Consider the following 14,045-nt stretch of genomic DNA (forward strand, 5'->3'; position numbering starts at 1 on the left):
CCCCCTTATCCTAGAGCTGGTATAAATTTATACCAACCCATTTTATAACAATACTATCTAGTTCTAAATACTTAAAAATTATTCATTACTGTAAATATGACTTCACTATCTTTAGCTTGTGCTACTGTTCCTATTTCTAAATCGTACTTACATTTAGCATTTTCAGATGTTGCATTAATATTTCTAAGAACTATTTTATAATCTCCACTTATTCCTTTTGTTTGAACACTTATTTTATTTCTTATTTTTATTGCAGATACTTTTCCTACTTCTTTTCCAAGTGAGTTATATAGTACTGTTTCTATTCTATTATTTTCATTTAATTCAAATATGTTAATCTCTAAATCCTTTAAGTAATCATAATCTGGTTTTTTATCATTATATCCTATAGGAATTATAGTATTATCTTTAACCATTAAAGGTAGTGACATATAATCATGATTTTCCTTGTACCATCTTCTACCTTCAAGTACTTTATTACTTAATAAATTTGTCCATCTACCCTCTGGTAAATAATAGCTTACATCTCCGGTATTACTAAATATAGGAGCTACTAATAAACTTTTACCAAACATATACTGACGATCTAGGTTTATACAAGTTTCATCATCACTATACTCAAGTACCATAGGTCTTATCATAGGTATGCCAGTATTTTTTGCTTCAACAGCATACTTGAATAAATAAGGCATAAGTTTCATTTTTAATTTAGCAAATTTACGAGTTACTTCAACAGCTTCCTCATCATATACCCATGGTACTTTATACTCAACATTTCCATGATATCTACTATGCGATGATAAAAGACCAAATTGAGTCCATCTTTTATAAATATCAGCTGTACACCCTTCTTCAAATCCTCCTATATCATGACTCCAATATCCAAATCCACAAAGACTTAAAGATAATCCACCTCTTAATGATTCTGCCATAGAAGGATAATTGGATAAACAGTCTCCTCCCCAATGTACTGGGAAGCTTTGTCCTCCAACTGTTGCTGACCTCGCAAACACACATGCTTGTTCATTTCCTAGTTTCTCTACTAAAAGTTCAAATACTAGCTTATTGTATAAATGAGTATAGTAATTATGCATTTTCTTAGGGTCTGACCCATCGTAGTATTTTATACCATATTTTAGTGCATCTATTCCATAGAATTCATCTTGAATAGGTATTCTTTCACCAAAGTCAGTTTTAAAGCTATCTACTCCCATGTCAATCAATCTTTCAAGGTGTGACTTATACCACTTACAAGCCTCTGGGTTAGTAAAATCTACTAAAGCCATACCTGCTTGCCATCTATCCCATTGCCATATTTTATTATTTCCAGTTTTGACAAAGTATCCTTTTTCAGCACCTTCTTTATATAGAGATGATTTTTGACCTATGTACGGATTTATCCAAACACAAACTTTTATACCTTTATCATGAATTCTTTTTAACATTCCTTCTGGGTCTGGAAATACTCTATTATCCCATTCAAGGTTACACCATTCAAATTCCTTCATCCAGAAACAATCAAAGTGGAAAGTTTCAAGTGGTATATCTCTTTCTAACATTCCATCTATAAAACTCATTACTGTTTCTTCATCGTAATTTGTACAGAAAGAAGTTGTTAGCCAAAGACCAAATGACCACGCTGGTGGAAGTGTTGGCTTTCCAGTTAAATTTGTATAGTTGTTTATAACTTCTTTTAGGTCATTTCCACCTATTATGTAATATTCAAGTGATTCACCTTCTACACTAAATTGAACTTTACTAACTGACTCTGAACCTACTTCAAAAGATATATTTTCAGAATGATTAACAAAAACTCCATATCCCTTATTTGTTAAGTAAAACGGTATATTTTTATATGACTGTTCACTTGCAGTTCCACCATCTTGGTTCCAAACATCCACTGCTTGACCATTTTTTACAAAAGGGGTGAAACGTTCTCCCAAACCATATACTAACTCCGCGACTCCTAGTGCTAATTGTTCTCTCATATAAATTTCTTTTTTGTCTGTTGTAATATAGGCAGTACCTGTTTTGCTTGTTTCAGTTAATAACTTGTCATTATTATAGAATTTAATTCCCCAGTTTTCACCTTTTCCTATTTGTGCCTTTAAGCTACCCGATATAAATTCATAGTTATAATCATTTTCTTTTATTTTAATATCTGGTGTTTTTTCATTTAATTTGAAATAAGATTGCTCATTTTCTCCTGCATGATGAGTAATTCTGACTTTAATTATATTTTCCATAGGAGAAGATATTTCTGTTGTTAACATTCCTCCATCTAAAGTGTTTCCTCTTGTATTTACTTTTACAAACGGACAATATGCTGTTAATTTTACATCTCCTATATACATATCATAAAGCTCAACAGGATGTAAAACCTTATAATTCTCTTTGTTCAACCACATTCCATTGCTAAATTTCAATTTAATATTCCTCCTCCGACTAATATTAGTTTTGCTTCAACTTAAGTATAGTTTATATTATTTTTTAACGATATATTAGGTATTTTCTACGCTACTTTATAGGTCTTTTTTAGCTTTTTTCCTATATTTATAAAAAAAGCTGTCACATAACAATTTATAATTGTTAATGCAACAGCTCCTTTTTTACTCTACATATTCAATTTCACTACATTTTGTAAATCTATTCAAATAAATATTCTCCATTTGTTTCTATAACCTTCTTATACCAATTAAAACTCTTCTTTTTATATCTATTTAAAGTACCACTTCCATCATCATTGCGGTCTACATAAATAAATCCATAACGTTTTTTAAGCTCTGCTGTTGATGCACTTACTAAATCTATACATCCCCATGTAGTATATCCCATCAGTTCAACACCATCATCAATAGCTTCAGCTACTTGTTTTAAATGCTCTCTTAGATAGTCTATTCTATAGTCATCATTAACTGTAGGTTCTCCATCCTCTCCTACTATTAATTCATCAATTGCTCCCAATCCATTTTCTACTATAAACAATGGCTTTTGGTATCTATCATAGAATTGATTAAGTACATATCTAAGACCTTGTGGGTCTATCTGCCACCCCCATTCACTTTCTTTTAATGTCGGATTTTTCACTCCTCCCATGATATTTCCTTTACTACCTTTAATAGTCTTATCTGAACTTTCACAAATACTCATATAGTAACTAAAAGATATAAAATCTACTGTATTTTTTAATATCTCAATATCTTCATCCATTATATCTATATGTATGTTATTTTTTCTAAAGTAGCGTTTTGAGTAACTTGGGTATTTACCTCTAACATGAACATCTGCAAAGAATAAATTTTCGTGTTCCTTTTCCATTGCACAAATTACATCATCAGGGTTTGGAGTTAATGGATAAACTGGCATAGATAACACCATACATCCTATCTTAAAATTAGGATTTATTTCATGACCTATCTTTACTGCTTTTGCACTTGCTACTAACTCATGATGTATAGCTTGATATATTTGACTTTTTGTTAATTTATCTTTAGGAGTATTGATTCCTCCGCTTAAAAACGGTTCATGTACTATCGAATTTATTTCATTAAATGTAAGCCAATACTTTACTTTATCTTTGTACCTTTCAAAAACTGTAGTTACATATCTACAGTAAAAATCTATTAAATCACGACTTATCCATCCATCATACTTTTCTGCTAAATATAATGGTGTTTCATAGTGAGATAGAGTAACTAATGGTTCTATATTATATTTTATACACTCATCAAATAAGTCATCATAAAATTTAAGACCTTTTTCATTTGGCTCTAATTCGTCACCATTAGGAAAAATTCTAGACCATGCTATTGATGTTCTAAATACTTTAAATCCCATTTCTGCAAATAACTTAATATCTTCTTTATATCTGTTATAAAAATCAATACCAACTAACTTCATGTTATCTTCTGTTGGCTTTTCAGTTCTAGGTGTCATAATTCCGTTTGGAGTTACATCTTGTATGCTTAACCCCTTTTCATTAACGTTATATGCACCTTCACATTGATTCGCAGCTACTGCTCCACCCCATAAAAATCCATCTGGAAATCTACTCATTTACTACCATCTCCCTTTATTTAATATTAAATGTTGCTTACAGTGTAGTCTTTAAGAAATATATCTATACAATTTACTTTTTTACTATTTATACCAATCTGAAGATTATTATCTTCAGATTTAAATGGATTAACATTCATTTCTTAAACATATAGATATGTAAGTATTTATGCTTATAAAAGTGAATCTCCTTGGTAACTATATTTAGTTTATTACAGTTAATAAGTTAGATTCTACCGTTAACGCTTTATTATTAGTACTTACTATTACATCTTGGAACTCTGATGAATTAGTTACAATAATTGGTGTTATTGTTGAGTAACCAGCTTCACTAATTTTATCAATATCAAATGTAACTAACAAATCTCCAGCTTTAACTTTATCGCCAGCTTTAACATGTGTCTCATAATACTTTCCTTCCAGTTCAACTGTATCAATTCCTATATGCATTAATATCTCTACACCTTCAATAGTTTCAAACCCTACAGCATGTTTTGTAGGAAAAACAAGTTTTACTTCTCCATCTGCAGGTGCATATAGTTCACCTTTGTCTGGTTTTATTGCAATCCCTCTTCCCATAGTTCCTTCTGAAAAAACTTTATCAGGTACATCTTCCAAAGATATAATTTCTCCTTGTAATGAACTCTTTAATACTACATTTTTAGATGTTGAATTTGAAATATTCTTATCATCAACTTCTGCTGAAATCATACTATCATCAAATCCCCATATAAAAGTTGTAACAGCTGACCCTACATAAGCAATAGCACATGCTATTAAGAAACCAACAAAACCAACACCTATATATGCAGGTAATGTAATTAAACTTGTCCCAATAAATACTCCTACACCTGTACCTGCTGCTGCTGTTATAGCACCTGCTACTCCAGAAAATATACTTGCAATAATAAAAGGCTTTTTAAATTTTAAATTGACTCCATATATTGCAGGCTCAGTTATTCCCGTTAATACTGCCGAAACTGCTGCAGGTCCTGCTATAGCTTTTAAATCCTTATCTTTTGTTTTTAAAAATACTCCCAAACAAGCTCCAGCTTGACTAAAGTTATTAGGTCCAGTTATTACAAATAAAGTGTCTCTACCATATGTAGCTATATTATTTAATACTATAGGTACAAATCCCCAATGCAATCCAAATATTATTACTGTTGGCCATATTACAGATACTAGACCTCCTGCAATTATAGGATTTATACTCATAATCCACTTATATCCATCAGCTAAATACACTCCTGCATAGCTTGTAACTGGTCCAATAGTTAAATATGTTAATGGAACAATAATTGATATACATAGTAAGGGAACTAAAAAACCTTTTAATATACTTGGTATTATTTTATTTAAAAATGCTTCTACCTTAGCAAGTGCCCATACACTAATAATCGCTGGTATGACACTAGAGGTATAATTTACTAGAATAACTGGCAATCCTAAAAAACTTATACTTTGACCTTCATTATATAAACCAACTATATTAGGATATACTAATGATGCTCCAATGATAAATGCTAAAAATTGATTTGCCTTAAAATATTTAGCTGATGTAAATGCTAAAGCTATTGGTAAAAAATTAAAAATTGCATCTGCTGCTGCATATAAAATCATATATGTACCACTATTTTCTTGTAAAATCCCTACTGTAGTACCTAATATTAATAAAGCTTTTAACATACCAGCACCTGAAAGAGCCATCATTAAAGGAGAAAAAATTGCAGATATAGCAGATATGAATCTATCAATAAGCTTTTCTTTTGTTTTCTCTTTATCATCTACATTATCAACCTGTGTTTCAAACATAGTTCCTTTTACCAGTTGGTTGTAAACTTCAGAAACATGATTTCCTATAACTACTTGATACTGACCACCACTTTCTACTACTGCTATTACTCCATTATTTTTCTTTAGCTTTTCTGTATTTGTCTTTCCTATATCTTTTAACTTAAATCTCAATCTAGTTGCACAGTGAGTAACATATGATATATTTTCTAATCCACCAACTCCTTCAATTATCTCTTTAGATAGGTCACAATATTTTGTAGACATAATAAACCTCCCACATTTAATATAAAATCAATTTCTATCTCAAATAACTTATTATATCAACTTCTCTTTTACATGTTTTGAATTACTTACTAATCTTTTTGAAAACGATTTCAAGCTAATTATAAACATCTTATTCAACTTATATTTTTACTTTATTTAGTTCAAGTAGATTAACTAGTACTAAATATTTACTTATATAAACTTTTTTCATAATTTTCAAACTATCAATGGATATTAAATCTAATCAAATCATGCTTTAAGAAGTCAACATCACTTGTTAGAACATTAATGTTTTCACTCCTTTCTAATTCCAAATATTCTTTATATTTTTATAGTAGCATACCTGATTATTTTTGTAAATATTTATTATTTTCAAACTAAATATTTACTTAATTTTCTTTTATTTTTTTATCAAACAAGAAAACCCTAAGCCATATTTTATGTGCTTAGGATTCTCAAAATTTATTACAATATTTATTTTTTTCCTATAATTACTACGTCTTTATTACATAAGTGCATTTTAAATAAAGTACTATCTTCTTTAAATTCAATTAAAGGACTAAGAATATTTTTTGTTTCTAAATCAAATAAATAAAATTTATACTCTGATAAATTTTCACTTATTTTAACATTAGTATTTATTGGTATGTATAATACAACAGATGATTTATCCTCATTGGTTGCATATCTTATTTCACTTGTATCATTAACAACAAGATTATTCTTAGGGATAATATTTTTTAAATTGTTTTGTTCAAGCAGGTACTTTAACATACCATAATCAAAAGCTCCTGGTAATTGAAGCGCATTTTGCCACAATAAAGGGCTGTCAAAAGCTTCTCCTATTTCCATAAAGAATGTTGCATCACTAGTATGCCAACTCCATATTCCATGAGCTCCATACGCTAGTCCAGCACAACCTCCAGATAGTACACTTTGCCATCCTGCCTTTCTTATATCATAGTCATTAAATCTGCCATACACCTTTCTACTATAACCCATCTGCTCATAACATGGTTCTGAATTTAAGATTGGTTTACATGGATATTTACTGTAAAATACTTCTGCTAAGTAGTAAGGCATATTGGTAAATGAACTATTATGTCCTGACTGATACATATAAAAATCAATTTTACTTACTAATACCTCTGGTATTTCCTCTAGCCTCCCTCTGATATGGAGAGTTTTTAAGGTGTTTGGAGATACTTTATTAAAAAATTCTAATGCTTTATTGTAATATTCTATACTTTCTTCTTTTTCAAAATCAGTATCCCCACTAATTAAATAAATCGGGTTCATATCATTAAAAGTTTTATTCACTACATCAAAATAAGTTGGCAAAAACGATATAGGTATTATATTTTTATCCATAATAGCGCTTGCCCATGTCCCTGGTACATAATTTGACCACAATACAACTAAAGCTAATTGAAATCCATATTCTTTAGCTAATAAACACATCTCTCTAGCATTTTCAAAATATAGTTTATTCAAAGTTGAATAGTCGAAAACTCCATCATCATTTATATCAAATGGTAATAACTCATTTTGCTTAGCACTTCTATCCCATTGAGGAAGTATGTTTATTTGAAGAGTATTAAAACCTTGCTGTTTCCTCTTCTCAAGGTAAAATCTCCACTCATTAAAATCTATATTTGTAAATGCACTCCAGCATGTATCTGCTAAATAAAAAAAATACTCTTTATCCAAAGTAAAAGTTCTATTGTCAGATGCTACTTGTAATTTACTCACTATTACACCCCTCTTCCTTAACAATAGTCTTAAACAAAATTAAAACTATTACTTATTAATATCTTTAACACTATTTCTTTCTATCAATTCTGTTTCTACCTCTATCTTTAACTTCAAATTAATTTGATTATTAATCTTGTCTATAAGTCTATTTACAGCTATTTTACCCAGTTCTACTGTCTGTACCTTAATAGTTGTTAGTGCAGGGTTGGCAAGTGCACTAAAAGTTATATCATCAAATCCTATTATGGATACATCTTCGGGAATTCTTATTCCTTTTTCATTCATTGCTTTCATTGCTCCCAAAGCAATTATGTCATTGAATGCAAATAATGCAGTTGGTAGCTCTACTTTTTCATCTATTATATTTTTCATGTCATTATAAGCCCCATCTATAGTAGGTTCTAATAAAAACTTATATTCTTGATTTTGTTCTATATTCAAATCATTTAGAGCCTTATCAAATCCAGTTGCTCTGTATTCAAAGTTCTTTATACTTCTAGAACTTCCTAAGTAACCTATTTTTTTATGTCCCTTTTCAACAAAATACTTTACAGCAGAATACGCACCACTGACATTGTTTATACAAACATAGTCTGAACTTTTAGTTTCATGGTAACTATCTACTATAACTATAGGTATAGATATGCTTAAATTTTCAAAAAATCTTAAATCCTCTTCATTCATTTCTGTTGCCAACAATAAAATACCATCTACATTCTTTTGTCTTATTATTGTATCGATATTCTCTTTTGAATTAACATCATCTCTAACATGAGAAATCAAGAGTTCATAACCATTATTACGGCACTCTCTTTCACAACCTTCTATAAGTGCAGAGAAAAAAGGAGTATCAGAAACAACATAACCATGTTTTTTAAATACTATTAGTCTAATTGCATTATCTTCATTTTTCTTCTGATTTCTAAAATAACCTTTTTCCTCTGCTATTCTAATTATTCTTTCTTTGGTTTCTTTTCCTACACCCTTTCTATTGTTCAATGCATTTGAAACAGTCCCTGGTGATACACCTGCTAATTTAGCTATATCTTGCATTATAGTTTTACTATTCATTTTATCACTACCTTTTCTATATTAAATGATTAAATTCACACTCCATAAATTATAGTATAAGGCAACAATTAAATAAAATAAACACTAAAACTAAATATTTAGTAAATATTTTTATTTTAGTGATGCTTTTCAATTTTTAATAAATAACATCTTATTCTCCTCTTATCCATGACTTTACATCCTCTTCTACATCATCATAAAAATCTAGATTTAAATCAGGTAAATACTTACAAGCTTCATAAATAGCAGGTAATACATCATGATGTATTCCAACACAGTGATGCACATATGGACCAGTTACAAGCTTATCTTCTAACCTTGTTAAGTTTTCTACTTCAACCCAAAGATATGTTCCCTGTATATAAGGTCCTTCTATTCCTTTTGCATGTCCTAACAGCAAAGAATACTCTCCATTATCTCCATCAAATCTTAATAAAGATATATTCCCTCCTTTTATCTCTGCAAATGATGAACCTACGCATCCACTTTCAAGGGCAAAAGGAGTTCCAAGTTTTGCTTTTTCGCCCTCTTTAGTTAAAGATATAGGATAGCATCCGCAATGTTGAAGCAATTCTCCATTTTTATTGGTTGGATGTGCTACTGTCCAATCAGCAAAAAACGGTGGTGTTTTCCCCATTGCAGCAGATTGAGCTATAACGGAAGTTATCGCTCCATGTATATCAGTTTCACAAACTACTGGTATTCCCTCATCAGTAAGAATAGCATTTGCTATACAAGGCATTATCTTAAGCTCCTCTTGTAAGGCATTCCAGCATTGAATGGCTACTGCTTTACATCCGTACTTTTCAGTTAAAAGGTTAAATGCCAACTTAAGTGCTGCCACCCTAACTACACTTTCATTTTCAGCATTTATTTCTAAACTATTTCTTAGGAACTGAATTGTTTCTTTTAATTTTTCATCATTTTTAGATTCTATATCTTTTACACAACTAACAAACTCTGATAAAGAAATTGGATTTATTTGAACTCCAAACTTCTCAAGTAGTTCACCTTCATTACACATCATAGTCCAAAAAGATAACGGTCTAGTTGATATTTGAAGTATTCTTAAATTTTTAAGTTCTTTTACTACATTAACTGCAGCAATAAAGTTATTTACTCCTCTTTCAAAAGCTTCATCTTCCAGAGATGCATTTGGTATGTATGTAAACTTAACTTTAAATCTTCTAAGTATCTTACCTGTAGCAAATAGACCACATTGACTATCTCTAAGTCTTGTTCCATCTTCCAGTGGAGCTCCATCTCTAGGACCCCATAAAAGAACTGGTAGATGTAATTTATGAGCAACTTTTGCCACCAAATCCTCAGTACCAAAGTTACAATGTGGAAAAAATAATGCATCTACTTTCTCCTGTTTAAACTTATCAACAATCTTTTCTACATCTGACTCTTTAAATAATAGCCCCTCTTCATTTATATCCTCTATCTGAACCTCCCATGACTAAAGTCACAGGGTTCCTGCTTCATAGAATTTTGCATACTAAAATACGTCTTACCAATTCTCCACAGGCTATCCCCGTAGTTCCTACGGTTCTTACATATGCTATCTATTTTGAACTGTTATTAGTCTTAATCCTTCTTTTAATATATTTATACTTGCATTTATATCTCTATCGTGAGTTTCATTACAACTAGGACAAATCCATTTTCTTATATTTAAGTTCTTAACTTCCTCGTTTTTGTACCCACATTTATTGCATATTTGTGAACTTGCAAAGAACTTACCTACCTTTACAATTTGTCTACCATGCCAATTAGCTTTATATTCTAATTGACGAACAAATTCTGAACATGACACATCAGAAATAGAGAGAGATAGTTTACGATTTTTAATCATGTTCTTTACTTGTAAATCTTCTATGCAAATAATATCATTCTCTTTTATTAGTTTAGTAGATAGTTTTTGTAGAAAATCCTTCCTTTGATTAGCTATATGTTCTTGAAGTCTTGCAACTTTTAATCTTGCTTTATTTCTATTTAAACGACCGATTGTTTTTCTCGATAATTCTCTTTGTAACTTAGAAAGTTTTCTTAATGACTTCTTAAGATACTTAGGATTTTCTATAAATTCTCCACAACTTGAGATACAAAATTCTTTAATTCCTAAATCTAGACCTATCTGATTATTAGTATTTTCAAATGTTTCAATATCTACATCAGTACAGCATAATGATACATAATATCTACCACTTGGTTCTTTAGATATAGTAGCATTAAGTATTCTCCCTTGAGGGACTTGTTTATCCCTTACTTTAACCATACCAAGTTTAGGTAATTTTATATATTTACTAAAGTACATAATGTTTCCATTTGTAAAGTTCGTTTTATATGAAAATCTATTAGTTTTCTTTGATTTAAATTTAGGAAATCCTGCCTTTCCTTTAAAGAATTTTTCATATGCGTTTTCTAAATCTTTTAAGGTGTTTTGTAGTGAAAATTTGTCAGGTTCTTTAAGCCACTTTAATTCTTTTTTTAAATTGGTCAAATCAGAACTACACTGTTTATAAGTAAAAGTTTCTTTATCATTTTTATAAACTTCTATTCTTTTAGCAAGATATTTATTATATACAAATCTACAACATCCAAAAGTTTTGTTAATTAACTCTTGCTGTTTTTTATTTGGATACATTCTAAACTTATAAGCTTTTTCCACTACTATCACCTCACTTTACCTGTTTTTTCTGATTAATTAATATATTTTCTTATCTGCTCCCCTGTATTTTATGATACAGTAGCAACTAAATATATTAATTAAATCTTCTTCAATTTCATTTGTTAATACTGGAAGTCTATATTTTACATACCATGCTATATGGTATTGTACTAAATATACATATCTGGGTCACTTCAATTTTTCATCACCCATCCTAATATTAACAAGCGCAATTTTTTTAAACAAGTATTTTAAAGAATTTTATATTTATTTTTAAATAACATATTTAAGAACCGTAAGTCTTAACTTTTATCATTTTTGAGGTTGTCGTTCACATAAGTTCGCTACTACCTATGCAGTTCTCTTATGAACTTCTTACACTTTCATGTAAGCACAGACTATATCTTATCCTTCGGCATTATCCGTTAAGGTCTACCCACTTCCACTACCAATAGCTTGTAGTGTACTTCCCTCAAGAGGAATAGTCGTTGAAGTTTCTCCTATTCGGAGCTTACCTGCTGATTGCCCATTTTAAAGTACTTAGGGTTTAACCTTATACCATCTAACCAATTTTTTCTACTTTCGTAACTTTCACACTTAGGTTTATTTCATCCTTATGTTTTAGTTTGATTAGCTTTAGGGGTTTTTAGCAATTCAAGTAGTATTGGATAGGTTCTATCCTATCTCTACATATAAGTTTCCCTATATGCTGACTATTTTAGCTACTAACTCATGACTAAAGTCACGAGTGTGCGTAGCTATTTTTTAATCAACAAAATCTATGTGCATGGATTTTAATTTCTTGCTTATTAATTGTTTATACTTTATAGCTTCCTCTTTACTAAATATATTTCTGCGAGTTGGTGCAACTCCTAGCTTTATTTTATACTCTATCATATTATCTCTCCTATCAATTAACATTTTAACTGTTCAACTCTGTCATATATAATACGCTTTTCATTGCATTCGTCCATTTTATATATAGTTTTTCTCTATTTTCTTCACTTATATTAGAAGTATAGTTTTTTATATCTTTAGGTAATTTTTTAATTTCTTCTATACCATTCCAAATACCTAACCCTATACCTCCTAAATATGCAGAACCTAAAGCTGATAACTCTTCATTTTTATTTTTATCAATCTTACAATCAAGTAAATCTGCTAAAAATTGATTATACATATTGTTTACTGTAACTCCACCATCAACACTTAAATTTTTAACTGTTATATTGCTTTCCGATTCTAATATATCAATAGCATCTTTAACTTGATATGCAATTGACTCCATGGCAGCTCTCATTATATGTTTTTTAGTAGTATTTCTAGATATACCTACTATAGATGCCCTAGCATTTGGTTTCCAAAAGGGTACACCTATTCCTATAAATGCTGGTACAAAATATACTCCTTCATTATTTTTAACTTCTTCGACAGCTTTATTAAACTCTTCAAAATCCGAAAATAAACCTAGTTCATTTTTTATCCAGTTGATTGTATCTCCACTAGAATTTACAATTCCTTCAACTGCATAATTAATTATATTTTTAGTAATATATCCAACAGTCGATACAATTCCATTTTGAGAGGGTATAAAATTTTCACCTACATTTATCATTATAGAATTGCCAGTACCAAATGTAGATTTTGCCATGCCTATTTCAAAACATCTTTGACCAAACAAAGCACCTTGAGAATCTCCAATTACTCCACTAACCTTAATATTATCTGAAAGATATCCCTCAATATTAGTTTCTCCAAATATTTCATCTGATGGATATATTTTGGGTAACATACTCTTTGGTATATCAAATATATTCAATAGTCTATCATCCCATTTCAAATCTCTTATATTAAGTAATAATGTTCTACTAGCATTAGTATAATCTGTAACATGATTTTTCCTATTAGTAAGCTTCCAGACTAACCATGAATCAATGTTACCAAGCAATAAATCTCCACACTCAGCTTTAGTTCTAGCTCCAGTCACATTATCTAATATCCATTTGACCTTAGTAGCTGAAAAGTAAGGGTCTAATTTTAAACCAGTCTTTTCTTGTATTTCATTTTTATATGCACTCAAGTTTTGACATATATCACTAGTTCTTCTACATTGCCATACTATTGCGTTGTATACAGGTCTCCCTGTATTTTTATCCCAAACTACTACAGTTTCTCTTTGATTTGTTATGGAAATACCAGCTATGTCTTTTGTACACACTTCATTAGCTATGATTATTTCCTTTAATAAATAAATTACATTATTATATATTTCAATAGGGTCATGCTCTACCCAGCTATCATTAAGATAGTATTGAGTATGTTTCTTGAATAATTTATTTATTATTCTTCCTTTATTGTCTATCAGTAACACTTTTGTTCCTGATGTACTTTGGTCTATAGTTAATATATACTTTTTATCCATGCTTTT

The 14,045-nt window shown here is 29.9% G+C and carries 9 protein-coding genes and 1 pseudogene; all 10 read right to left on the reverse strand.

Translation table 11 applies throughout. The features are described from left to right. Nucleotides 1–71: 71 nt before the first annotated feature. The 10 genes and pseudogenes from yicI to IR152_RS06690 all read right to left on the reverse strand — a co-directional run bounded on the left by yicI (nt 72) and on the right by IR152_RS06690 (nt 14,039). The gene (gene yicI / locus IR152_RS06650) at nt 72–2,426 is read right to left on the reverse strand and encodes an alpha-xylosidase (protein WP_227451005.1); all 2,355 of its coding nucleotides are present in this window, start codon (nt 2,424–2,426) and stop codon (nt 72–74) included. 220 nt (nt 2,427–2,646) lie between these two features. Further along, a complete protein-coding gene (locus IR152_RS06655) occupies nt 2,647–4,056 on the reverse strand; it encodes a glycoside hydrolase family 1 protein (protein WP_227451006.1) in 1,410 nt (469 codons plus the stop codon). Between the two features lie 204 nt (nt 4,057–4,260). Next, complete coding sequence (locus IR152_RS06660; protein ID WP_227451007.1) at nt 4,261–6,117, reverse strand: beta-glucoside-specific PTS transporter subunit IIABC; 1,857 nt, start codon at nt 6,115–6,117, stop codon at nt 4,261–4,263. Between the two features lie 474 nt (nt 6,118–6,591). Then, complete coding sequence (locus tag IR152_RS06665) at nt 6,592–7,869, reverse strand: DUF4038 domain-containing protein (RefSeq protein WP_227451008.1); 1,278 nt, start codon at nt 7,867–7,869, stop codon at nt 6,592–6,594. A gap of 48 nt (nt 7,870–7,917) precedes the next feature. Further along, on the reverse strand, nt 7,918–8,943 hold the full coding sequence (locus tag IR152_RS06670) for a substrate-binding domain-containing protein (RefSeq protein WP_227451009.1): 1,026 nt from the start codon (nt 8,941–8,943) through the stop codon (nt 7,918–7,920). A gap of 151 nt (nt 8,944–9,094) precedes the next feature. Next, nucleotides 9,095–10,261: an L-fucose/L-arabinose isomerase family protein gene (locus IR152_RS06675; RefSeq protein ID WP_413927477.1), complete on the reverse strand. Its 1,167-nt coding sequence runs from the start codon at nt 10,259–10,261 to the stop codon at nt 9,095–9,097. Between the two features lie 246 nt (nt 10,262–10,507). After that, nucleotides 10,508–11,626: an IS200/IS605 family element RNA-guided endonuclease TnpB gene (gene tnpB / locus IR152_RS06680; protein ID WP_227451010.1), complete on the reverse strand. Its 1,119-nt coding sequence runs from the start codon at nt 11,624–11,626 to the stop codon at nt 10,508–10,510. A gap of 27 nt (nt 11,627–11,653) precedes the next feature. Further along, a pseudogene (locus IR152_RS20395) lies at nt 11,654–11,785 on the reverse strand (transposase); the annotation flags it as partial. A 597-nt stretch (nt 11,786–12,382) separates the two neighbouring features. Continuing rightward, a complete protein-coding gene (locus IR152_RS19975) occupies nt 12,383–12,514 on the reverse strand; it encodes a hypothetical protein (RefSeq protein ID WP_255624560.1) in 132 nt (43 codons plus the stop codon). Nucleotides 12,515–12,539: 25 nt separating this feature from the next. Further along, the gene (locus IR152_RS06690) at nt 12,540–14,039 is read right to left on the reverse strand and encodes an FGGY-family carbohydrate kinase (protein ID WP_227451011.1); all 1,500 of its coding nucleotides are present in this window, start codon (nt 14,037–14,039) and stop codon (nt 12,540–12,542) included. Nucleotides 14,040–14,045: the final 6 nt, after the last annotated feature.

Origin of the sequence: Clostridioides sp. ES-S-0108-01 (assembly GCF_020662285.1) — a bacterium.
Classification (GTDB): Bacteria; Bacillota; Clostridia; order Peptostreptococcales; family Peptostreptococcaceae; genus Clostridioides.